At 54.5% G+C, this 19,533-nt stretch carries 32 protein-coding genes; all 32 read left to right on the top strand.

Going from position 1 to position 19,533, the window contains the following annotated elements:
• Positions 1-115 precede the first annotated feature (115 nt).
• The 32 genes from rpsG to ATH90_RS25565 all read left to right on the top strand — a co-directional run bounded on the left by rpsG (position 116) and on the right by ATH90_RS25565 (position 19,495).
• Positions 116-586 carry a 30S ribosomal protein S7 gene (rpsG, locus tag ATH90_RS25720; RefSeq protein ID WP_002555493.1) on the top strand — a complete coding sequence of 157 codons (471 nt, stop codon included), beginning with the start codon at positions 116-118 and terminating at the stop codon, positions 584-586.
• 30 nt (positions 587-616) lie between these two features.
• Entirely contained in the window at positions 617-2,722 is a 2,106-nt protein-coding gene (gene fusA, locus ATH90_RS25715) for an elongation factor G (protein ID WP_034109562.1), read from the top strand.
• Positions 2,723-2,752: 30 nt separating this feature from the next.
• On the top strand, positions 2,753-3,946 hold the full coding sequence (gene tuf, locus ATH90_RS25710) for an elongation factor Tu (protein WP_025857206.1): 1,194 nt from the start codon (positions 2,753-2,755) through the stop codon (positions 3,944-3,946).
• A 159-nt stretch (positions 3,947-4,105) separates the two neighbouring features.
• On the top strand, positions 4,106-4,417 hold the full coding sequence (rpsJ, locus tag ATH90_RS25705) for a 30S ribosomal protein S10 (RefSeq protein ID WP_003186070.1): 312 nt from the start codon (positions 4,106-4,108) through the stop codon (positions 4,415-4,417).
• An 81-nt stretch (positions 4,418-4,498) separates the two neighbouring features.
• A complete protein-coding gene (gene rplC / locus ATH90_RS25700) occupies positions 4,499-5,134 on the top strand; it encodes a 50S ribosomal protein L3 (protein ID WP_003194649.1) in 636 nt (211 codons plus the stop codon).
• Positions 5,135-5,146: 12 nt separating this feature from the next.
• Entirely contained in the window at positions 5,147-5,749 is a 603-nt protein-coding gene (rplD, locus tag ATH90_RS25695) for a 50S ribosomal protein L4 (protein WP_003176424.1), read from the top strand.
• On the top strand, positions 5,746-6,045 hold the full coding sequence (rplW, locus tag ATH90_RS25690) for a 50S ribosomal protein L23 (RefSeq protein WP_002555488.1): 300 nt from the start codon (positions 5,746-5,748) through the stop codon (positions 6,043-6,045). Before rplD ends, rplW begins: the two co-directional genes overlap by 4 nt.
• Positions 6,046-6,059: 14 nt before the next feature.
• Positions 6,060-6,884 (top strand): 50S ribosomal protein L2, encoded by an 825-nt coding sequence (gene rplB / locus ATH90_RS25685; protein ID WP_003186055.1) that lies wholly within the window; start codon positions 6,060-6,062, stop codon positions 6,882-6,884.
• A 16-nt stretch (positions 6,885-6,900) separates the two neighbouring features.
• Complete coding sequence (gene rpsS, locus ATH90_RS25680) at positions 6,901-7,176, top strand: 30S ribosomal protein S19 (RefSeq protein WP_002555486.1); 276 nt, start codon at positions 6,901-6,903, stop codon at positions 7,174-7,176.
• A gap of 11 nt (positions 7,177-7,187) precedes the next feature.
• On the top strand, positions 7,188-7,520 hold the full coding sequence (rplV, locus tag ATH90_RS25675; protein WP_003103908.1) for a 50S ribosomal protein L22: 333 nt from the start codon (positions 7,188-7,190) through the stop codon (positions 7,518-7,520).
• Positions 7,521-7,533: 13 nt separating this feature from the next.
• The gene (gene rpsC, locus ATH90_RS25670; protein ID WP_003176422.1) at positions 7,534-8,220 is read left to right on the top strand and encodes a 30S ribosomal protein S3; all 687 of its coding nucleotides are present in this window, start codon (positions 7,534-7,536) and stop codon (positions 8,218-8,220) included.
• Between the two features lie 12 nt (positions 8,221-8,232).
• The gene (gene rplP, locus ATH90_RS25665) at positions 8,233-8,646 is read left to right on the top strand and encodes a 50S ribosomal protein L16 (protein WP_003176421.1); all 414 of its coding nucleotides are present in this window, start codon (positions 8,233-8,235) and stop codon (positions 8,644-8,646) included.
• Positions 8,646-8,837 (top strand): 50S ribosomal protein L29, encoded by a 192-nt coding sequence (gene rpmC, locus ATH90_RS25660; RefSeq protein WP_002555481.1) that lies wholly within the window; start codon positions 8,646-8,648, stop codon positions 8,835-8,837. Before rplP ends, rpmC begins: the two co-directional genes overlap by 1 nt.
• Before the next feature lie 2 nt (positions 8,838-8,839).
• Positions 8,840-9,106, top strand: coding sequence for a 30S ribosomal protein S17 (gene rpsQ / locus ATH90_RS25655; RefSeq protein ID WP_003176419.1), 267 nt, complete (start codon positions 8,840-8,842; stop codon positions 9,104-9,106).
• Between the two features lie 23 nt (positions 9,107-9,129).
• Positions 9,130-9,498 (top strand): 50S ribosomal protein L14, encoded by a 369-nt coding sequence (gene rplN / locus ATH90_RS25650; RefSeq protein WP_002555479.1) that lies wholly within the window; start codon positions 9,130-9,132, stop codon positions 9,496-9,498.
• Positions 9,499-9,509: 11 nt separating this feature from the next.
• Entirely contained in the window at positions 9,510-9,824 is a 315-nt protein-coding gene (gene rplX / locus ATH90_RS25645) for a 50S ribosomal protein L24 (RefSeq protein WP_007896770.1), read from the top strand.
• Between the two features lie 22 nt (positions 9,825-9,846).
• Entirely contained in the window at positions 9,847-10,386 is a 540-nt protein-coding gene (rplE, locus tag ATH90_RS25640) for a 50S ribosomal protein L5 (protein ID WP_003194642.1), read from the top strand.
• A gap of 13 nt (positions 10,387-10,399) precedes the next feature.
• A complete protein-coding gene (gene rpsN, locus ATH90_RS25635) occupies positions 10,400-10,705 on the top strand; it encodes a 30S ribosomal protein S14 (protein ID WP_003176414.1) in 306 nt (101 codons plus the stop codon).
• A 208-nt stretch (positions 10,706-10,913) separates the two neighbouring features.
• Positions 10,914-11,306, top strand: a complete 393-nt coding sequence (gene rpsH / locus ATH90_RS25630; protein WP_010566853.1) for a 30S ribosomal protein S8 — start codon at positions 10,914-10,916, stop codon at positions 11,304-11,306.
• Positions 11,307-11,318: 12 nt separating this feature from the next.
• Positions 11,319-11,852 (top strand): 50S ribosomal protein L6, encoded by a 534-nt coding sequence (gene rplF, locus ATH90_RS25625; protein WP_003194640.1) that lies wholly within the window; start codon positions 11,319-11,321, stop codon positions 11,850-11,852.
• A gap of 10 nt (positions 11,853-11,862) precedes the next feature.
• Positions 11,863-12,213, top strand: coding sequence for a 50S ribosomal protein L18 (gene rplR / locus ATH90_RS25620; protein WP_003186037.1), 351 nt, complete (start codon positions 11,863-11,865; stop codon positions 12,211-12,213).
• Positions 12,214-12,216: 3 nt separating this feature from the next.
• On the top strand, positions 12,217-12,717 hold the full coding sequence (gene rpsE / locus ATH90_RS25615) for a 30S ribosomal protein S5 (RefSeq protein WP_003176409.1): 501 nt from the start codon (positions 12,217-12,219) through the stop codon (positions 12,715-12,717).
• Positions 12,718-12,719: 2 nt separating this feature from the next.
• Entirely contained in the window at positions 12,720-12,896 is a 177-nt protein-coding gene (rpmD, locus tag ATH90_RS25610) for a 50S ribosomal protein L30 (protein WP_003176408.1), read from the top strand.
• Positions 12,897-12,899: 3 nt separating this feature from the next.
• Positions 12,900-13,337, top strand: coding sequence for a 50S ribosomal protein L15 (gene rplO / locus ATH90_RS25605; protein WP_003176407.1), 438 nt, complete (start codon positions 12,900-12,902; stop codon positions 13,335-13,337).
• Positions 13,338-14,666: a preprotein translocase subunit SecY gene (secY, locus tag ATH90_RS25600; protein ID WP_003194637.1), complete on the top strand. Its 1,329-nt coding sequence runs from the start codon at positions 13,338-13,340 to the stop codon at positions 14,664-14,666.
• A 28-nt stretch (positions 14,667-14,694) separates the two neighbouring features.
• Positions 14,695-14,811, top strand: a complete 117-nt coding sequence (gene rpmJ / locus ATH90_RS25595; protein WP_002555468.1) for a 50S ribosomal protein L36 — start codon at positions 14,695-14,697, stop codon at positions 14,809-14,811.
• A 129-nt stretch (positions 14,812-14,940) separates the two neighbouring features.
• Positions 14,941-15,297, top strand: coding sequence for a 30S ribosomal protein S13 (gene rpsM / locus ATH90_RS25590; RefSeq protein ID WP_003194635.1), 357 nt, complete (start codon positions 14,941-14,943; stop codon positions 15,295-15,297).
• A gap of 30 nt (positions 15,298-15,327) precedes the next feature.
• Positions 15,328-15,717, top strand: coding sequence for a 30S ribosomal protein S11 (gene rpsK / locus ATH90_RS25585; RefSeq protein WP_002555466.1), 390 nt, complete (start codon positions 15,328-15,330; stop codon positions 15,715-15,717).
• 18 nt (positions 15,718-15,735) lie between these two features.
• Entirely contained in the window at positions 15,736-16,356 is a 621-nt protein-coding gene (gene rpsD, locus ATH90_RS25580; protein ID WP_003176404.1) for a 30S ribosomal protein S4, read from the top strand.
• A gap of 22 nt (positions 16,357-16,378) precedes the next feature.
• A complete protein-coding gene (locus ATH90_RS25575; protein WP_003176403.1) occupies positions 16,379-17,380 on the top strand; it encodes a DNA-directed RNA polymerase subunit alpha in 1,002 nt (333 codons plus the stop codon).
• 41 nt (positions 17,381-17,421) lie between these two features.
• Positions 17,422-17,808 carry a 50S ribosomal protein L17 gene (gene rplQ / locus ATH90_RS25570; protein ID WP_003176402.1) on the top strand — a complete coding sequence of 129 codons (387 nt, stop codon included), beginning with the start codon at positions 17,422-17,424 and terminating at the stop codon, positions 17,806-17,808.
• A gap of 238 nt (positions 17,809-18,046) precedes the next feature.
• Positions 18,047-19,495, top strand: a complete 1,449-nt coding sequence (locus ATH90_RS25565; protein ID WP_098467450.1) for a catalase — start codon at positions 18,047-18,049, stop codon at positions 19,493-19,495.
• The last annotated feature ends 38 nt before the right edge of the window (positions 19,496-19,533 follow it).

Raw genomic sequence — 19,533 nt, 5'->3', positions numbered from 1 at the left:
CGGCTTTTTGTAAAACTGAATCATCTTATTTTCTGAGTCGATAAGAGTAAGGTCGGAGGCGTCCCGAAAGGGCACCGATTCCGAGCGAACCTGAAGACCGTTTGAGGGCTTATCCATGCCAAGAAGACGCGTAGCAGCCAAGCGCGAAGTGCTTGACGATCCAAAATACGGAAGCCAAATCCTGGCCAAGTTCATGAACCACGTGATGGAAAGCGGCAAGAAAGCCGTTGCCGAGCGTATCGTTTATGGCGCGCTGGAAAAGGTTAAAGAACGCAAGAACAGCGACCCCCTGGAAATCTTCGAGAAAGCTCTCGACGCCATCGCTCCGCTGGTCGAAGTGAAGTCGCGCCGTGTAGGCGGTGCTACTTACCAGGTTCCGGTTGAAGTTCGTCCGTCCCGTCGTAACGCTCTGGCAATGCGCTGGTTGGTAGACTTCGCCCGTAAGCGCGGCGAGAAGTCTATGGCTCTGCGTTTGGCTGGCGAACTGTTGGACGCTGCTGAAGGTAAAGGTGCTGCTGTTAAGAAGCGTGAAGACGTGCACCGTATGGCTGAAGCTAACAAAGCTTTCTCGCACTACCGCTTCTAATCTTAGCTTCACTAATTTTGCGAGGGCTTTATGGCTCGTACTACTCCGATTAGCCGCTACCGTAACATCGGTATCGTTGCTCACGTGGATGCTGGTAAAACCACCACCACCGAGCGCGTACTGTTTTACACCGGCAAAAGTCACAAAATGGGCGAGGTGCATGATGGCGCCGCGACCACAGACTGGATGGTTCAGGAGCAGGAGCGTGGTATTACCATTACTTCTGCTGCTATTACCGCCTTCTGGAAAGGTTCCGAGAAGCAGTACAAAGACGAGCATCGCTTCAACGTAATCGATACCCCGGGCCACGTAGACTTCACCATTGAAGTTGAGCGTTCCCTGCGTGTACTCGACGGCGCTGTCGTTGTGTTCTGCGGTACTTCGGGTGTTGAGCCTCAGTCGGAAACCGTATGGCGTCAAGCCAACAAATACGGCGTTCCACGTCTTGTTTACGTAAACAAGATGGACCGTGCTGGTGCCAACTTCCTGCGCGTGATCGGCCAGATCAAGCAGCGTCTGGGTCACACCCCGGTGCCAATCCAATTGGCTATCGGTTCCGAAGACAACTTCCAAGGTCAGATCGACCTGATCAACATGGAAGCTGTTTACTGGAATGACGCTGACAAAGGTATGGTTCCTGTTCGTAAGCCTATCCCTGAAGAACTGCAGGAACTGGCTGACGAGTGGCGTAACAACATGGTTGAGGCTGCTGCCGAAGCCAGCGAAGAGCTGATGAACAAGTACCTCGAAGGTGAAGAACTCACCAACGTGGAAATCAAGGCCGCTCTGCGTCAGCGTACTATCGCTGGTGAGATCGTCTTGGCTGTTTGCGGTTCTTCCTTCAAGAACAAGGGTGTTCCCCTGGTTCTCGACGCCGTTATCGACTACCTGCCTGCTCCAACCGACATTCCTGCTATCAAGGGTACCAACCCTGATAACGAGGAAGAAGAGATGGAGCGTCACGCCGATGACAGCGAGCCGTTCTCGGCTCTGGCGTTCAAGATCGCTACTGACCCATTCGTGGGTACTTTGACCTTCGTCCGCGTTTACTCGGGCGTGTTGGCCTCCGGCGACGGCGTGATCAACTCGGTTAAAGGCAAGAAAGAGCGCGTGGGTCGTATGGTGCAAATGCACGCAAACGCCCGTGAAGAGATCAAGGAAGTACGCGCTGGTGACATCGCGGCCTTGATCGGCATGAAGGACGTCACCACTGGTGAGACTTTGTGCGACGCTGCCAAGCCAATCATCCTGGTTCGCATGGACTTCCCGGAGCCGGTTATTTCGGTTGCCGTAGAGCCTAAGACCAAGGATGACCAGGAAAAAATGGGTATCGCTCTGGGCAAACTTGCTCAGGAAGATCCATCTTTCCGCGTCAAGACTGATGAAGAGACTGGTCAAACGATCATCTCCGGCATGGGCGAGCTGCACCTGGACATCCTGGTTGACCGGATGCGCCGTGAGTTCAACGTCGAAGCCAACATCGGTAAGCCTCAGGTTTCCTATCGTGAGCGCATCACGAAGAACTGTGAAATCGAAGGCAAGTTCGTTCGTCAGTCCGGCGGTCGTGGTCAGTTCGGTCACTGCTGGATCCGTTTTGCTCCTGCTGACGAAGGTCAGGAAGGTCTGCAATTCGTGAACGAAGTAGTAGGTGGTGTTGTTCCTAAGGAATACATCCCTGCTATCCAGAAGGGTATCGAAGAGCAGATGAAGAACGGTGTTGTTGCCGGCTATCCGCTGATCGGCCTGAAAGCAACCGTTTTTGACGGTTCTTACCACGACGTCGACTCCAACGAGATGGCGTTTAAGGTGGCTGCTTCCATGGCAACCAAGCAACTGGCCCAGAAGGGCGGTGGTGAGTTGCTTGAGCCAATCATGGCGGTAGAAGTTGTTACACCTGAAGACTATATGGGTGATGTCATGGGCGACCTTAACCGTCGTCGCGGCATGATCTTGGGTATGGAAGACACGGTTTCCGGCAAAGTGATTCGCGCCGAGGTTCCGTTGGGTGAGATGTTCGGTTACGCGACCGACGTTCGCTCCATGTCCCAGGGTCGCGCAAGCTACTCTATGGAATTCAAAAAATACAACACAGCTCCGGCGCACATCGCTGAAACTGTATCCAAAAAACAAGGCTGATTCAGTCCTTTAGGCAAGGAGTTAATTGTCGTGGCTAAAGAAAAATTTGATCGTTCCCTACCGCACGTAAACGTTGGCACCATCGGCCACGTTGACCACGGTAAAACCACTCTGACCGCTGCTCTGACTCGCGTCTGCTCCGAAGTTTTCGGTTCGGCTCGTGTTGACTTCGACAAGATCGACAGCGCACCAGAAGAAAAAGCTCGTGGTATCACCATCAACACCGCGCACGTTGAGTACAACTCGACTATTCGTCACTACGCTCACGTTGACTGCCCAGGTCACGCTGACTACGTGAAGAACATGATCACTGGTGCTGCCCAGATGGACGGCGCTATCCTGGTTTGCTCGGCCGCTGATGGTCCGATGCCACAAACCCGTGAGCACATCCTGCTGTCCCGTCAGGTAGGCGTTCCGTACATCGTGGTTTTCCTGAACAAGGCTGACCTGGTAGACGACGCTGAGCTGCTGGAACTGGTTGAGATGGAAGTGCGCGATCTGCTGAGCACTTACGACTTCCCAGGCGACGACACTCCGATCATCATCGGTTCTGCTCGTATGGCTCTGGAAGGTAACGACGAAAACGAAATGGGCACCACTGCCGTTCGTAAACTGGTTGAAACTCTGGATACCTACATCCCAGAACCAGTTCGTCTGACCGACAAGCCGTTCCTGATGCCAATCGAAGACGTATTCTCGATCTCCGGTCGTGGTACTGTTGTGACTGGTCGTATCGAGCGCGGTATCGTTCGCGTTCAGGACCCACTGGAAATCGTTGGTCTGCGTGACACCACCGTCACCACCTGCACCGGTGTTGAAATGTTCCGCAAACTGCTCGACGAAGGTCGTGCTGGCGAGAACTGCGGCGTTCTGCTGCGTGGTACCAAGCGTGACGACGTTGAGCGTGGTCAGGTTCTGGTTAAGCCAGGTTCGGTTAAGCCGCACACCAAGTTCACCGCAGAAGTTTACGTTCTGAGCAAAGAAGAAGGCGGTCGTCACACTCCGTTCTTCAAAGGCTACCGTCCACAGTTCTACTTCCGTACTACTGACGTGACCGGTAACTGCGAACTGCCAGAAGGCGTTGAAATGGTAATGCCAGGCGATAACATTCAAATGACTGTTACCCTGATCAAAACCATCGCAATGGAAGACGGTCTGCGCTTCGCTATTCGTGAAGGCGGCCGTACCGTTGGTGCTGGCGTTGTAGCTAAAATCATCGAGTAATTATCTCTTCTGAGATAGCTCGGTTTTTTTGAGAAGGCCCCCGCTCAGCGGGGGCCTTTTTTATTGGGTTGACACCTATCTGGGGCGTCTATAGAATTGCGCCTCCTTTTAACGGGCGTATTGCGCTCGCTGGGAATAGCAGCCGGAGTCTGAAATCCAATGCAAAATCAGCAAATCCGTATCAGGTTGAAGGCTTTTGACCATCGCCTGATCGACCAATCCACCCAGGAAATCGTGGAAACCGCGAAACGTACTGGTGCTCAAGTGCGTGGTCCAATTCCACTGCCTACCCGTAAAGAGCGGTTCACCGTTCTGGTCTCCCCGCACGTCAACAAAGACGCGCGTGACCAGTACGAGATCCGTACTCATAAGCGCGTACTGGACATCGTCCAGCCAACGGATAAAACCGTTGATGCACTTATGAAGCTCGATCTGGCGGCCGGTGTGGAAGTACAGATCAGCCTCGGCTAAGACTCGGGTCTTAGTCGTGTAACGCTCTGAAATGGGCGGCCATAGCGGGTGAAAGCCCCGTACACTCATGAGGTTTACAACATGACTATTGGTGTAGTCGGTCGTAAATGCGGTATGACCCGTATTTTCACCGAAGAAGGTGTCTCCATTCCGGTCACGGTCATTGAGATCGAGCCGAATCGCGTCACCCAGTTCAAAACTGAAGAAACCGATGGCTATCGTGCAGTGCAAGTCACTGTCGGCGAGCGTCGTGCTTCGCGCGTGACTGCTGCTCAAGCAGGTCACTTCGCTAAAGCAAACGTTGCAGCTGGTCGCACTGTTATGGAGTTCCGTCTTGAAGACGGCGACTACCAGGCTGGCGATCTGATCAACGCTGAAATCTTCGCTGCTGGTCAACTGGTTGATGTAACCGGTCAGTCCAAAGGTAAAGGCTTCCAGGGTACGATCAAGCGTTGGAATTTCCGTGGCCAAGACAACACTCACGGTAACTCCGTTTCCCACCGCGTCCCGGGCTCTATTGGCCAGTGCCAGACTCCTGGTCGTGTATTCAAGGGCAAAAAAATGTCCGGTCATATGGGCGCTGAGCGCGTGACCGTGCAGTCCCTCGAAGTAGTGCGCGTCGACGCTGAACGCAATCTGTTGTTGGTCAAGGGTGCTGTTCCTGGCGCTACTGGCGGCAACCTGGTTGTACGTCCAGCGGCCAAGGCTCGCGGTTAAGGGGAAGCTGACATGCAATTAAATGTAAATGACGCTCAAGCGATCGAAGTTTCCGAACTGACATTTGGCGGCGAATTCAACGAGACGCTGGTTCACCAAGCAGTCGTGGCCTACATGGCCGGCGGCCGTCAAGGTAGCAAGCAGCAAAAGACCCGTTCCGACGTTCGTGGTGGCGGTAAGCGCCCTTGGCGTCAGAAAGGTACTGGCCGTGCTCGTGCTGGTACGATCCGTAGCCCAATCTGGCGCGGCGGCGGTACCACTTTCGCAGCTCGTCCACAGGATCACTCTCAGAAGCTCAACAAGAAGATGTACCGCGCAGCACTGCGCTCCATCCTTGCTGAACTCGTGCGTACTGATCGTCTGGTCGTGGTTCAGGACTTCGCTGTTGAAAGTCCAAAAACCAAAGATCTGCTGGGCAAACTGAACAACATGAGCCTGACCGACGTTTTGATCGTGTCTGAAGCTGTTGATCAGAACCTGTACCTGGCTGCTCGTAACCTGCCACACGTTGATGTACGTGACGTGCAAGGTTCCGATCCAGTTAGTCTGATCGCATACGACAAGGTGTTGATCACCGTGTCGGCCGTGAAGAAATTCGAGGAGCTGCTGGGATGAACCAGGAACGCGTATTTAAAGTTCTGCTTGGCCCGCACGTTTCCGAAAAGGCTACGGTTCTGGCTGACAAGAAAGGCCAGTTCGTTTTCAAGGTTGCAACTGACGCAACCAAGCTGGAAATCAAGAAGGCCGTCGAAAGCCTGTTCAGCGTGAAAGTAGAGCGTGTTACTACCCTGAACGTTCTGGGTAAGAGCAAGCGCACTGCTCGCGGTCTGGGCAAGCGTAATGACTGGAAGAAGGCAGTTATCTCCCTTCAGCCAGGCCAAGATCTCGATTTCAGCAGCAGTGCTGAGTAAGGAAGGGGTGCATCATGGCAATCGTTAAATGCAAACCGACTTCCCCTGGCCGCCGTTTTGTGGTCAAGGTGGTCAACCAGGAGCTGCATAAAGGCGCTCCTCACGCACCGCTGCTCGAGAAGAAATCGAAGTCTGGTGGTCGTAACAACAATGGTCGTATTACCACTCGTCACATCGGTGGTGGCCATAAGCAGCATTATCGTCTGGTCGACTTCCGTCGCAACGACAAAGATGGCATCGCTGCCACTGTCGAGCGTATCGAATACGATCCAAACCGTACTGCTCACATCGCTCTGCTGCTGTACGCAGATGGCGAGCGTCGCTACATCATCGCCCCTAAAGGCGTGAGCGCTGGCGACCAGCTGATCGCAGGTGCCCTGGCACCGATCAAGCCGGGCAACGCTCTGCAACTGCGCAACATTCCAGTTGGTAGCACCGTACACGGCATCGAATTGAAGCCAGGTAAAGGCGCGCAAATCGCTCGTTCCGCTGGTGCTTCGGCTCAGCTGATCGCTCGTGAAGGTGTCTACGTGACCCTGCGTCTGCGTTCTGGTGAGATGCGTAAAGTGCTGGCTGAGTGCCGCGCGACCCTGGGTGAAGTCTCGAACTCCGAGCACAGCCTGCGTTCGCTGGGTAAAGCTGGTGCCAAACGCTGGCGTGGCGTTCGCCCAACCGTTCGTGGTGTTGCCATGAACCCGGTTGACCACCCACACGGTGGTGGTGAAGGTCGTACCTCTGGTGGTCGTCATCCGGTATCGCCATGGGGCTTCCCGACTAAGGGCGCGAAGACTCGTGGTAATAAGCGTACCGACAAAATGATCGTCCGTCGTCGCAAGTAAATAGAGGGATACGACAGTGCCACGTTCTCTGAAAAAAGGTCCTTTTATTGATCTTCACCTACTGAAGAAGATCGAAGTGGCGGCGGAAAAGAACGATCGCAAACCAGTTAAGACCTGGTCGCGTCGTTCGATGATCCTGCCACAAATGGTCGGTCTGACCATCGCAGTACACAACGGTCGTCAACACGTCCCAGTTCTCGTTAACGAAGACATGGTCGGCCACAAACTAGGCGAGTTTGCCGGTACCCGCACTTATCGTGGGCACGTGGCAGACAAGAAAGCCAAGCGTTAAGGGGTAAGGAAATGGAAGTAGCCGCTAAGTTGTCGGGCGCTCGAATCTCCGCCCAGAAAGCCCGCTTGGTCGCCGACCAGATCCGCGGGAAGAAGGTGGGCGAAGCGCTCAACCTGTTGGCTTTCAGCAGTAAGAAAGCCGCCGAGATCATGAAGAAAGTGCTGGAGTCGGCCGTAGCCAACGCCGAGCATAACGAAGGCGCAGACGTTGATGACCTGAAAGTCAGCACCGTTTTCGTCAACGAAGGGCGTTCGCTGAAGCGCATCATGCCACGTGCCAAAGGCCGTGCTGATCGCATCGTCAAGCGGTCTTGCCATATCACTGTCAAGGTTGCTGACAAGTAACGGAGTCGAAGAGATGGGTCAGAAAGTACATCCCATTGGCATTCGCCTGGGAATCGTCAAGGAGCACACCTCCGTCTGGTACGCAGACGGTCGGACTTATGCGGACTACTTGTTCGCTGATCTGAAGGTGCGTGAGTATCTCCAAGACAAACTAAAAAGCGCGTCCGTAAGCCGTATCGATATCCATCGTCCGGCGCAAACTGCACGTATCACCATCCACACCGCTCGTCCAGGTATCGTTATCGGGAAGAAAGGTGAAGATGTTGAGAAACTGCGTCAGGACCTGACCAAGCAAATGGGTGTGCCTGTGCACATCAATATCGAAGAGATCCGCAAGCCGGAGCTCGACGGTATGCTGGTTGCGCAGAGCGTAGCTCAGCAGCTGGAGCGTCGCGTAATGTTCCGTCGTGCTATGAAGCGCGCCGTACAGAACGCCATGCGCATTGGTGCCAAAGGCATCAAAATCCAAGTGAGCGGTCGTCTCGGCGGTGCTGAAATCGCACGTACTGAATGGTATCGCGAAGGTCGTGTGCCACTGCACACCCTGCGTGCCGACATCGACTATGCCAACTACGAAGCTCACACCACTTACGGTGTGATCGGTGTAAAGGTTTGGATCTTCAAAGGCGAAGTAATTGGTGGTCGCCAAGAAGAACTGAAACCACAAGCACCAGCGCCTCGTAAAAAAGCTGCTAAGTAAGGGGTACGCCAAATGTTGCAACCTAAGCGTACGAAGTTCCGCAAGCAGATGACAGGCCACAACCGTGGTCTGGCTCAGCGCGGTAGCAAAGTCAGCTTCGGCGAGTTCGCGCTGAAGTCTGTAGCTCGTGGTCGTCTCACCGCTCGTCAGATCGAGTCAGCGCGTCGTGCTCTGACCCGTCACGTAAAACGTGGCGGCAAGATCTGGATCCGTGTATTCCCGGACAAGCCGATCTCCAAAAAACCTCTCGAGGTTCGTATGGGTAAAGGTAAGGGTAACGTGGAATACTGGGTAGCCCAGATTCAGCCAGGCAAAGTCCTGTATGAAATCGAGGGTGTTTCTGAAGAGCTGGCGCGTGAGGCTTTCGCCCTGGCTGCTGCAAAGCTGCCGCTCGCCACCTCCTTTGTTAAACGGACGGTGATGTGATGAAAGCGAATGAACTTCGTGAAAAATCCGCACAGCAGCTGAACGAGCAACTGCTCGGCCTGCTGCGCGACCAGTTCAATCTGCGTATGCAGAAAGCAACTGGCCAGTTGGGGCAGTCTCATCTGCTCTCGCAAGTTAAGCGTGACATCGCTCGCGTGAAGACTGTGCTCAACCAGCAGGCAGGTAAGTGATCATGGCTGAAGCCGAAAAGACTGTCCGTACGCTGACTGGCCGTGTTGTCAGCGACAAGATGGACAAAACCATCACCGTTCTGATCGAGCGTCGCGTTAAGCACCCGATCTACGGTAAATATGTTAAGCGTTCGACTAAGCTGCACGCGCACGACGAAACCAATCAGTGCCACATCGGCGACAAAGTCACTATTCGTGAAACTCGTCCGCTGGCCAAGACCAAGTCTTGGGCACTGGTTGATGTTCTCGAACGCGCTGTGGAAGTCTAAGGACTAGGGGTCGGAGAAATTATATGATTCAGACTCAATCCATGCTCGATGTGGCCGATAACAGCGGCGCTCGCCGTGTTATGTGCATCAAGGTGCTGGGTGGCTCCCATCGTCGTTACGCTGGTATCGGTGACATCATCAAAGTTACCGTGAAGGAAGCAATTCCTCGCGGTAAGGTGAAAAAAGGCCAAGTGATGACTGCTGTTGTAGTTCGCACTCGTCACGGCGTACGCCGTGCAGATGGCTCCATTATCCGCTTTGATGGCAACGCTGCTGTTCTTCTGAACAACAAGCAAGAGCCGATCGGCACCCGTATCTTTGGGCCAGTGACCCGTGAACTTCGTACTGAGAAGTTCATGAAGATCGTCTCGCTCGCCCCAGAAGTGCTGTAAGGAGATCCGACATGCAAAAGATTCGTCGTGACGACGAGATCATCGTGATCGCCGGCAAAGACAAAGGTAAGCGCGGTAAGGTGCTGAAGGTTCTCGCTGACGACCGTCTGGTCGTTGGTGGTCTGAACCTGGTCAAGCGTCATACCAAGCCTAACCCGATGTCGGGCGTACAGGGCGGTATCGTCGAGAAAGAAGCGCCATTGCACGCTTCTAACGTCGCCATCTTCAACGGCGAAACCAACAAGGCTGACCGCGTTGGTTTCAAAGTAGAAGACGGTAAGAAAATTCGTGTCTTCAAGTCGACCCAAAAAGCGGTTGATGCTTGAACACTGCTAGGTAGATAAGACCATGGCACGACTACAAGAGATTTACCGGAAGGAAATCGCCCCCAAGCTTAAGGAAGAACTTAAGCTCGGGAACGTGATGGAAGTTCCGCGCGTCACCAAAATCACCCTGAACATGGGTCTGGGCGAAGCGATCGGCGACAAAAAAGTCATCGAGCACGCTGTTGCTGACCTGGAAAAGATCACCGGTCAAAAAGTCGTTGTGACTTACGCTCGGAAATCCATCGCTGGCTTTAAAGTCCGTGAAGGTTGGCCGATCGGCGTCAAAGTGACTCTGCGCCGTGAGCGTATGTACGAATTCCTGGATCGTCTGCTGTCGATCTCCCTGCCTCGGGTTCGCGACTTCCGCGGCCTGAATGCCAAGTCCTTCGATGGTCGTGGTAACTACAGCATGGGCGTGAAAGAGCAGATCATCTTCCCGGAAATCGACTACGACAAGATCGATGCTCTCCGCGGTCTGGACATCACCCTGACCACCACTGCCAAGAACGATGATGAAGGTCGCGCCCTGTTGCGTGCTTTCAAATTCCCGTTCCGCAACTGATTGGAGTAGGACCATGGCCAAGATGAGCATGAAAAACCGCGAGCTGAAGCGTCAGCTCACGGTTGCCAAGTACGCCAAGAAGCGTGCAGCACTGAAAGCAATCATCGTTGATCTGAACGCAAGTCCAGAAGCGCGTTGGGAAGCTACAGTTGCTCTGCAGAAGCAGCCACGTGACGCAAGCGCTTCGCGCATGCGTAACCGCTGCCGCCTGACCGGTCGTCCACACGGCGTTTACCGCAAGTTCGGCCTCGGCCGTAACAAACTGCGTGAAGCAGCAATGCGTGGTGACGTACCAGGTCTGGTTAAAGCCAGCTGGTAAGTACTTTCAGAGTCCAGGTGGTTGGCGTCGCAAGATAACGACCACCGGTGACCTTGAATCTGGAACAAGCCCCTTTTGGGGCTTGTTTCATTTCCGGAGTGTGTCTAGAATACCCGGCTCGCCTGAGCCCGTGTTTTCTATGCTCGGAGATTCTCGGCGACATATGTAGCCGCAAGGCTAATTTTTTTGTATTAGGAGCGTCTAGCCCATGAGTATGCAGGACCCGTTAGCGGACATGCTAACTCGTATCCGTAATGCCCAGATGGCTGAAAAGTCCGTCGTAAGCATGCCATCTTCCAAGTTGAAGGTAGCTGTTGCCAAAGTCCTGAAAGACGAAGGCTACATTGCGGGTTATCAGATCAGCAGCGAAACCAAGCCACTGCTGTCCATCGAGCTGAAGTACTTCGAAGGCCGTTCGGTCATCGAGGAAGTGAAGCGCGTTAGCCGTCCAGGCCTGCGTCAGTACAAGTCCGCTGAAGATCTGCCGAAAGTTCGTGGCGGTCTGGGCGTGTCTATCGTCTCCACCAACAAAGGTGTGATGACGGATCGTGCTGCGCGCGCTGCCGGTGTCGGCGGCGAAGTTCTTTGCACTGTGTTCTAAGGGGGGATAAGCATGTCTCGCGTCGCTAAGAACCCCGTTAAGCTGCCAGCCGGTGTCGAAGTCAAATTCGCAGGCCAACAGCTTTCGGTGAAGGGTGCCAAGGGTACTCTTGAACTGAACATCCATTCGTCCGTTGAGATCGTTGAAGAAGCTGGTGAGCTGCGTTTCGCTGCTCGCAATGGCGATCAACAAACTCGCGCAATGGCCGGTACCACGCGTGCGTTGGTAAACAACATGGTCCAAGGCGTAAGCCAAGGCTTCGAGCGTAAGCTCCAGCTGGTCGGTGTTGGTTACAAAGCGCAAGCAAAAGGCACGGTTTTGAACCTGGCCCTTGGCTTCTCGCACCCTGTGGATTACGAACTGCCAGCGGGCATCACTGCTGAGACCCCTAGCCAGACCGATATCCTGATCAAGGGCATCGATAAGCAGCTGGTAGGTCAAGTGGCCGCTGAGATCCGCGACTTCCGTCCACCAGAGCCGTACAAAGGCAAAGGTGTGCGCTACGCGGACGAAGTCGTCCGTCGTAAAGAAGCCAAGAAGAAGTAGGGCATAGCAAATGACCGACAAAAAAGTTACTCGACTGCGTCGCGCTCGCAAAGCACGCCTGAAAATGCACGAACTCGAAGTCGTGCGTCTCTGCGTGTTCCGCTCGTCGCAGCACATCTACGCCCAGGTCATCTCGGCCGACGGCAACAAAGTCCTGGCAAGCGCCTCGACTTTGGATAAAGAACTGCGTGATGGTGCCACCGGCAACATCGACGCGGCCACAAAGGTTGGCCAGCTGGTCGCTACGCGTGCTAAGGCCGCTGGCGTCTCGCAAGTGGCTTTCGACCGCTCTGGCTTCAAGTACCACGGTCGCGTGAAAGCGCTGGCTGATGCTGCTCGTGAAGCTGGGCTGGAGTTCTAAGTTATGTCAAATAACGACCAAAAGCGCGACGAAGGCTACATTGAGAAGCTGGTTCAAGTTAACCGCGTAGCCAAAACCGTTAAAGGCGGCCGTATCTTCACTTTCACCGCGTTGACCGTGGTTGGTGATGGTAAAGGGCGTGTTGGCTTCGGCCGTGGCAAGTCACGTGAAGTGCCTGCTGCGATCCAGAAGGCAATGGAAGCTGCTCGTCGCAACATGATCCAAGTTGATCTGAACGGCACCACTCTGCAGTACGCGATGAAGTCCGCCCATGGCGCTTCGAAGGTGTACATGCAGCCTGCTTCTGAAGGTACCGGTATCATCGCTGGCGGCGCTATGCGTGCTGTCCTCGAAGTTGCTGGCGTTCAGAACGTTCTGGCCAAGTGCTATGGCTCGACTAACCCGGTAAACGTGGTTCACGCCACTTTCAAAGGTTTGAAAGCTATGCAATCTCCTGAGTCCATCGCTGCCAAGCGTGGCCTGACTGTCAAGGAGATCTTCTGATCATGGCTACCGTTAAAGTAACGCTGATCAAAAGCATGACCGGCCGCATCCCTAACCACAAACTGTGTGTTAAAGGTTTGGGTCTGCGTCGCATCGGTCACACTGTAGAAGTCCAGGATACTCCCGAGAATCGCGGGATGATCAACAAGGCTTACTACATGCTGCGTGTAGAGGGTTAATCGATGAAACTCAATGATCTGAGTCCAGCGCCGGGTTCCCGTCGCGAAAAGCATCGTCCGGGCCGTGGTATCGGTAGCGGTTTGGGTAAGACTGGTGGCCGTGGCCACAAAGGTCAAACCTCCCGCTCCGGTGGCACCATCGCTCCAGGCTTTGAAGGCGGTCAACAGCCGCTGCATCGTCGCCTGCCTAAGTTCGGTTTCGTATCCCTGAAAGCCATGGATCGCGCAGAAGTGCGTCTGTCCGAGCTGGCTAAAGTGGAAGGCGACATCGTTACTGTGCAGACCCTGAAAGATGCCAACGTGATCAACGTCAACGTACAGCGTGTGAAAATCATGCTGTCCGGTGAAGTGACTCGCGCTGTCACTATCGGCAAGGGAATCGGCGCCACCAAAGGTGCGCGTTCGGCTATCGAAGCAGCTGGCGGCAAGTTCGAGGAATAAATGGCTAAGCAAGGTGCTCTCTCAGCGCTCGGCAAAGGCGGTATGTCTGAACTTTGGGCTCGTCTGCGTTTTCTGTTCCTGGCGATTATCGTCTACCGAATAGGCGCACACATCCCGGTTCCAGGTATCAACCCGGACCGACTCGCAGACCTGTTTCGACAGAATGAGGGGACCATTCTTAGCTTGTTCAACATGTTTTCCGGCGGCGCGCTGGAACGGATGAGCATCTTTGCACTGGGGATCATGCCGTACATTTCGGCATCGATCATCATGCAACTGATGACCGCCGTCAGCCCGCAGCTGGAGCAGTTGAAGAAGGAAGGTGAAGCTGGCCGTCGCAAGATTAGCCAGTACACCCGCTACGGCACTGTCGTCCTCGCCCTGGTCCAAGCTATCGGCATGTCCGTTGGCCTGGCCGGGCAGGGCGTTGCGTTCACTGGTGACTTTGGCTTCCATTTCGTCGCGGTATCCACATTTGTGGCTGGTGCGATGTTCATGATGTGGCTGGGTGAGCAGATTACTGAGCGTGGTGTTGGCAACGGTATCTCGATGTTGATTTTCGCAGGTATCGTCGCCGGTCTTCCGAGAGCGATTGGGCAGTCTTTCGAGTCTGCACGTCAGGGTGATATCAACATTTTCGCCTTGGTTGCCATCGGTTTGCTGGCAGTAGCGATTATCGGTTTTGTGGTGTTCATTGAGCGTGGCCAGCGTCGTATTGCTGTTCACTACGCCAAGCGTCAGCAGGGCCGTAAGGTCTTTGCTGCGCAGACCAGCCACTTGCCGCTGAAAGTGAATATGGCCGGTGTTATTCCGGCAATTTTCGCGAGCAGCATTTTGCTGTTTCCGGCTTCGTTGGGTACCTGGTTTGGTCAGTCTGAAAATATGGGCTGGCTGCAGGACCTCTCTCAGTCGATCGCTCCTGGTCAGCCGTTGAATATTCTGCTGTTTAGTGCAGGGATTATTTTCTTCTGCTTCTTCTATACGGCGTTGATGTTCAATCCGAAAGACGTAGCGGAAAACCTGAAGAAGTCCGGTGCCTTTATTCCGGGCATCCGTCCAGGTGAGCAGTCCGCACGCTACATTGATGGTGTTCTGACTCGTTTGACCCTGTTCGGTGCTCTATATATGACGGCCGTGTGCTTGTTGCCCCAGTTCCTGGTGGTTGCAGCAAACGTTCCGTTCTACCTTGGCGGGACCTCGTTGCTGATCGTGGTCGTGGTTGTGATGGACTTCATGTCCCAAGTACAATCGCACCTCGTTTCGCACCAGTACGAATCCCTGATGAAGAAAGCCAACCTGAAGGGCTACGGCAGCGGCATGTTGCGCTGAGTACCCCATAAGGTTCGAGGAGTTGGTGATGAAAGTTCGTGCATCGGTGAAAAAGCTGTGCCGTAACTGCAAGATTATTCGCCGCGAAGGTGTTGTTCGAGTAATTTGCAGCGCGGAACCGCGTCACAAACAGCGCCAAGGCTGAGTGTGATCCGCTTGAAGCCCGGCAGCTAGTGCGCTGCCGGGTTGATTATTTGTTATTACAGCGATATTATCTCGCGCCCTATTTCTTGGCTTCCGGGGCGTAGGTAGCTGTCAATTGGAGTCCCACTGAATGGCCCGTATTGCAGGCGTTAACATTCCAGATAACAAGCACACTGTTATCTCGCTGACCTACATCTATGGTGTTGGTCGCACTACTGCGCAGAAAATTTGCGCAGTCGCTGGGGTAAACCCAGCCGCTAAGATCAAGGATCTGAGCGACGAGCAGATTGAACAGCTGCGTGGCGAAGTGGCGAAGTTCACCACTGAAGGTGACCTGCGTCGCGAAATCAACATGAAAATCAAGCGTTTGATGGACCTCGGTTGCTATCGCGGTCTGCGTCATCGTCGTGGTCTTCCAGTACGCGGTCAGCGTACCAAGACTAACGCGCGTACCCGTAAAGGTCCGCGTAAGCCGATCCGCAAGTAATCGCCCCAGCGAATCGACAGGAAAATTATCATGGCAAAACCTGCTGCTCGTCCTCGTAAAAAAGTTAAAAAGACAGTGGTTGATGGCATCGCCCACATCCATGCATCTTTTAACAACACCATCGTGACCATCACCGACCGTCAAGGTAACGCGCTTTCTTGGGCTACCTCCGGTGGTTCGGGTTTCCGCGGTTCCCGCAAGTCCACCCCGTTTGCTGCTCAAGTAGCTGCTGAACGTGCTGGTCAAGCTGCGCTGGAATACGGCCTGAAAAACCTCGACGTTAACGTCAAAGGTCCAGGTCCAGGTCGTGAGTCTGCTGTCCGTGCTTTGAACGGCTGTGGCTATAAGATCGCCAGCATCACCGACGTGACGCCAATCCCGCACAACGGGTGCCGTCCGCCGAAGAAGCGCCGCGTGTAATCCAGGAGATTGTAAAGAATGGCTCGTTACATTGGTCCAAAATGCAAACTCGCTCGTCGCGAAGGCACCGATCTCTTCCTGAAGAGCGGCGTGCGCGCGATCGAATCGAAGTGCAACATTGAAGCAGCACCTGGTATCCACGGCCAACGCCGCGGTCGCCAGTCCGACTACGGCACCCAACTGCGTGAAAAGCAGAAGGTCCGTCGTATCTACGGCGTTCTCGAGCGTCAGTTCAGCGGCTACTACAAAGAAGCTGCTGGCAAGAAAGGTGCAACCGGTGAAAACCTGCTGCAACTGCTCGAATGCCGTCTGGACAACGTTGTATACCGTATGGGCTTTGGTTCGACTCGTGCCGAATCCCGTCAGCTGGTATCGCACAAGTCGATCAGCGTTAACGGTCAGACCGTAAACGTTCCGTCCTACCAGGTTCGTGCTGGTGACGTGGTCGCAGTTCGCGAGAAAGCAAAAAACCAACTTCGCATTGTCCAAGCTCTCGATCTGTGTGCCCAACGTGGCCGCGTAGAATGGGTAGAAGTAGACACTGAGAAGAAGTCGGGCGTTTTCAAGAACGTTCCTGCTCGCAGTGATCTGTCCGCCGACATCAACGAAAGCCTGATTGTCGAGCTCTACTCCAAGTAAGGGCTAGAAAATAGGTGCATCCATGCAGATTTCGGTAAATGAGTTCCTGACACCCCGCCACATTGATGTGCAGGTTGTCAGTCCAACCCGCGCCAAAATTACTCTCGAGCCTCTCGAGCGTGGTTTTGGCCACACCCTGGGCAACGCGCTGCGCCGCATCCTGTTGTCCTCAATGCCCGGCTGTGCAGTAGTCGAGGCCGAGATTGACGGTGTGCTCCACGAGTACAGCGCCATCGAAGGTGTACAGGAAGACGTAATTGAAATCCTGTTGAACCTTAAAGGTCTGGCTATCAAGCTGCACGGCCGTGACGAAGTTACGCTGACCTTGTCGAAGAAGGGTTCGGGGGTGGTTACCGCTGCCGATATTCAGCTGGATCATGATGTCGAGATCGTTAACCCCGATCACGTAATCGCTAACCTGGCGTCTAACGGCGCCCTGAACATGAAGCTCACTGTAGCTCGTGGTCGTGGTTATGAACCGGCCGACTCGCGTCAGAGCGATGAAGACGAAAGCCGCAGCATTGGTCGCTTGCAGCTTGACTCTTCGTTCAGCCCGGTTCGCCGTATCGCATACGTGGTGGAAAACGCCCGTGTCGAGCAGCGTACTAACCTGGACAAGCTGGTTATTGATCTGGAAACCAACGGTACTCTGGATCCTGAAGAGGCTATTCGCCGCGCTGCAACCATCCTGCAACAGCAGTTGGCTGCGTTCGTCGACCTCAAAGGTGACAGCGAACCAGTGGTAATCGAGCAGGAAGACGAGATCGATCCGATCCTGCTTCGCCCGGTTGACGATCTGGAACTGACTGTACGTTCGGCTAACTGCCTTAAGGCGGAAAACATTTACTACATCGGCGACCTGATTCAGCGTACCGAAGTAGAACTGTTGAAGACTCCGAACCTGGGCAAGAAATCCTTGACTGAAATCAAGGACGTTCTGGCCTCCCGCGGTCTGTCCCTCGGCATGCGCCTCGACAACTGGCCGCCTGCAAGTCTTAAGAAGGACGACAAGGCGACTGCCTGATCGTCGTAATCACCGAACGTGAGTTTGGTAAGGAATGAACCATGCGTCATCGTAAAAGTGGTCGTCACCTGAGCCGTACCAGCTCGCACCGCAAGGCCATGTTCCAAAACATGGCGGTGTCGCTGTTCGAGCACGAGCTGATCAAAACTACACTGCCGAAAGCTAAAGAACTGCGTCGCGTTGCTGAGCCGCTGATCACTTTGGCCAAGACAGACAGCCTGGCTAACCGCCGTCTGGCTTTCGACCGTACTCGTTCGAAAGCTATCGTTGGTAAGCTCTTCAACGACCTGGGCAAGCGTTACGCTACCCGTGAGGGTGGCTACCTGCGCATCCTCAAGTGCGGTTTCCGCGCTGGCGACAACGCGCCTATGGCGTACGTCGAGTTGGTTGATCGTGCTACTGCTGGCGAAGCTGTAAGCGCCGAGTAAGACGACAAGCTGTAACGAAGAACCGGGCCTAGTGCCCGGTTTTTTGTGCGCGTAACAAAAGCGCGATGTGTACAAGCGTTTGCGGGTTGTGCTCGGCACTATAGGGGGTGAGGAGGTTGGTAGTTATTCTCTATCGACGCCTATAATTTAATGAATTTGTAGACGTCATATTGATGATCAATACTTCCACCAAGCCGATTAGCCGGCAGTTCCAAGTCCGACCTGAGGGAAATTGAGCATGAGTCAGAATAAAATCCTTACTACCGCCAGCGGCGCTCCCGTTGCAGACAACCAGAATTCCCGTTCCGCCGGCCCGCGCGGTCCGTTGCTGCTCGACGACTTTCATCTGATCGAGAAGCTTGCTCACTTCAACCGTGAAAACATTCCTGAGCGCCGTGTACACGCTAAGGGCTCGGGCGCCTATGGCACCTTCACCGTCACCCAAGACATTACGCAGTACACCAGCGCCAAGCTGTTTGAGTCCATCGGTAAGCAAACCCCGACCTTCCTGCGGTTTTCCACTGTAGGCGGTGAGCGTGGTTCGGCTGACACCGAGCGTGACCCACGTGGTTTCGCCCTGAAGTTCTACACCGAAGAAGGCAACTGGGACATCGTGGGTAACAATACCCCTGTGTTCTTCATTCGCGATCCATTGAAGTTCCCGGACTTCATTCATACTCAGAAGCGCTTGCCGCAAAGCAACTTGAAAAGCGCGCAAATGATGTGGGATTTCTGGTCGCACTCCCCAGAAGCGCTGCACCAGGTCACCATCCTGTTTTCGGACCGTGGCATCCCAGATGGCTACCGTCACATGCACGGCTTCGGCAGTCATACCTACAGCCTGATCAACGCCAAGGGCGAGCGTCACTGGGTCAAGTGGCACTACAAGACCAAACAGGGCATCAAGAACCTGGCACCTGCCGAAGCTGCACGCTTGGCCGGTACCGATCCTGATTACGCCCAGCGCGATTTGTTTGGCGCGATCGAGCGCGGTGATTTCCCGAAATGGCGCGTGTGCATCCAGATCATGACCGAGGCCCAGGCCAACGCTCACTACGAGAATCCATTCGACGTGACCAAGACCTGGTCGCAGAAGGAATTCCCGTTGATCGAAGTCGGCGAACTGGAACTCAACCGCAACCCGCAGAACTACTTCGCGGAAGTGGAACAGGCTGCGTTTGGCCCGAGCAACATGGTTCCAGGTGTAGGCCTGTCGCCAGATCGTATGCTGCAAGGCCGTGTATTTGCGTACGCAGATGCCCACCGCTACCGCGTCGGTACCAATCACCAGCAGTTGCCGGTGAACGCTCCGCTTAGCCCGGTCAACAGCTACCAGCGTGACGGGTCCATGGCATTCGGCAGCAACGGTGGCGCAGCGCCCAACTACGAGCCGAACAGCTACGCCGATGCACCAAAACAGGCACCTCAGTATGCTGAGCCTGCTTTGGCTTTGAGCGGCGCCGCTGACCGTTACGATCACCGTGAAGACACTGACTACTACAGCCACGCCGGTGCGCTGTTCCGGCTGATGAACGATGAGCAGAAAGCGTTGCTCACCAGCAACATCGCCGGTGCAATGGGTGGGGTTTCCAGTGATGTGGTCCAGCGTCAGCTGCAGCACTTCTACAAAGCAGATCCTGCTTATGGAGAAGCAATCGCAAAGGCGTTGGGTGTATCGCTTAACTAACTCTAAACGATAAGCAGAACCGCCCTCATTTGGGCGGT

It is taken from the genome of Pseudomonas lurida, assembly GCF_002563895.1.
In the GTDB taxonomy this organism is placed as follows: Bacteria; Pseudomonadota; Gammaproteobacteria; order Pseudomonadales; family Pseudomonadaceae; genus Aquipseudomonas; species Aquipseudomonas lurida.
Note: the sequence above shows the minus strand (reverse complement) of the source record. Positions and strands in the feature narration are given on the sequence as shown.

What these genes read in the sequence shown, in the direction of transcription:
- rpmC (WP_002555481.1), top strand. Translation starts at nt 8,646, where the DNA reads ATGAAAGCGAATGAACTTCGTGAAAAATCCGCACAGCAGCTGAACGAG.
- rplN (WP_002555479.1), top strand. Translation starts at nt 9,130, where the DNA reads ATGATTCAGACTCAATCCATGCTCGATGTGGCCGATAACAGCGGCGCT.
- rplO (WP_003176407.1), top strand. Translation starts at nt 12,900, where the DNA reads ATGAAACTCAATGATCTGAGTCCAGCGCCGGGTTCCCGTCGCGAAAAG.
- rpsM (WP_003194635.1), top strand. Translation starts at nt 14,941, where the DNA reads ATGGCCCGTATTGCAGGCGTTAACATTCCAGATAACAAGCACACTGTT.
- secY (WP_003194637.1), top strand. Translation starts at nt 13,338, where the DNA reads ATGGCTAAGCAAGGTGCTCTCTCAGCGCTCGGCAAAGGCGGTATGTCT.
- fusA (WP_034109562.1), top strand. Translation starts at nt 617, where the DNA reads ATGGCTCGTACTACTCCGATTAGCCGCTACCGTAACATCGGTATCGTT.
- rpsH (WP_010566853.1), top strand. Translation starts at nt 10,914, where the DNA reads ATGAGTATGCAGGACCCGTTAGCGGACATGCTAACTCGTATCCGTAAT.
- rpmJ (WP_002555468.1), top strand. Translation starts at nt 14,695, where the DNA reads ATGAAAGTTCGTGCATCGGTGAAAAAGCTGTGCCGTAACTGCAAGATT.
- rplE (WP_003194642.1), top strand. Translation starts at nt 9,847, where the DNA reads ATGGCACGACTACAAGAGATTTACCGGAAGGAAATCGCCCCCAAGCTT.
- rplR (WP_003186037.1), top strand. Translation starts at nt 11,863, where the DNA reads ATGACCGACAAAAAAGTTACTCGACTGCGTCGCGCTCGCAAAGCACGC.
- rplV (WP_003103908.1), top strand. Translation starts at nt 7,188, where the DNA reads ATGGAAGTAGCCGCTAAGTTGTCGGGCGCTCGAATCTCCGCCCAGAAA.
- rpsQ (WP_003176419.1), top strand. Translation starts at nt 8,840, where the DNA reads ATGGCTGAAGCCGAAAAGACTGTCCGTACGCTGACTGGCCGTGTTGTC.
- rplP (WP_003176421.1), top strand. Translation starts at nt 8,233, where the DNA reads ATGTTGCAACCTAAGCGTACGAAGTTCCGCAAGCAGATGACAGGCCAC.
- rpsG (WP_002555493.1), top strand. Translation starts at nt 116, where the DNA reads ATGCCAAGAAGACGCGTAGCAGCCAAGCGCGAAGTGCTTGACGATCCA.
- rpsD (WP_003176404.1), top strand. Translation starts at nt 15,736, where the DNA reads ATGGCTCGTTACATTGGTCCAAAATGCAAACTCGCTCGTCGCGAAGGC.
- rpsN (WP_003176414.1), top strand. Translation starts at nt 10,400, where the DNA reads ATGGCCAAGATGAGCATGAAAAACCGCGAGCTGAAGCGTCAGCTCACG.
- rplW (WP_002555488.1), top strand. Translation starts at nt 5,746, where the DNA reads ATGAACCAGGAACGCGTATTTAAAGTTCTGCTTGGCCCGCACGTTTCC.
- rplC (WP_003194649.1), top strand. Translation starts at nt 4,499, where the DNA reads ATGACTATTGGTGTAGTCGGTCGTAAATGCGGTATGACCCGTATTTTC.
- rpsK (WP_002555466.1), top strand. Translation starts at nt 15,328, where the DNA reads ATGGCAAAACCTGCTGCTCGTCCTCGTAAAAAAGTTAAAAAGACAGTG.
- rpsE (WP_003176409.1), top strand. Translation starts at nt 12,217, where the DNA reads ATGTCAAATAACGACCAAAAGCGCGACGAAGGCTACATTGAGAAGCTG.
- rplB (WP_003186055.1), top strand. Translation starts at nt 6,060, where the DNA reads ATGGCAATCGTTAAATGCAAACCGACTTCCCCTGGCCGCCGTTTTGTG.
- ATH90_RS25565 (WP_098467450.1), top strand. Translation starts at nt 18,047, where the DNA reads ATGAGTCAGAATAAAATCCTTACTACCGCCAGCGGCGCTCCCGTTGCA.
- rpsJ (WP_003186070.1), top strand. Translation starts at nt 4,106, where the DNA reads ATGCAAAATCAGCAAATCCGTATCAGGTTGAAGGCTTTTGACCATCGC.
- ATH90_RS25575 (WP_003176403.1), top strand. Translation starts at nt 16,379, where the DNA reads ATGCAGATTTCGGTAAATGAGTTCCTGACACCCCGCCACATTGATGTG.
- rplQ (WP_003176402.1), top strand. Translation starts at nt 17,422, where the DNA reads ATGCGTCATCGTAAAAGTGGTCGTCACCTGAGCCGTACCAGCTCGCAC.
- rplF (WP_003194640.1), top strand. Translation starts at nt 11,319, where the DNA reads ATGTCTCGCGTCGCTAAGAACCCCGTTAAGCTGCCAGCCGGTGTCGAA.
- rplD (WP_003176424.1), top strand. Translation starts at nt 5,147, where the DNA reads ATGCAATTAAATGTAAATGACGCTCAAGCGATCGAAGTTTCCGAACTG.
- rpsC (WP_003176422.1), top strand. Translation starts at nt 7,534, where the DNA reads ATGGGTCAGAAAGTACATCCCATTGGCATTCGCCTGGGAATCGTCAAG.
- rplX (WP_007896770.1), top strand. Translation starts at nt 9,510, where the DNA reads ATGCAAAAGATTCGTCGTGACGACGAGATCATCGTGATCGCCGGCAAA.
- rpmD (WP_003176408.1), top strand. Translation starts at nt 12,720, where the DNA reads ATGGCTACCGTTAAAGTAACGCTGATCAAAAGCATGACCGGCCGCATC.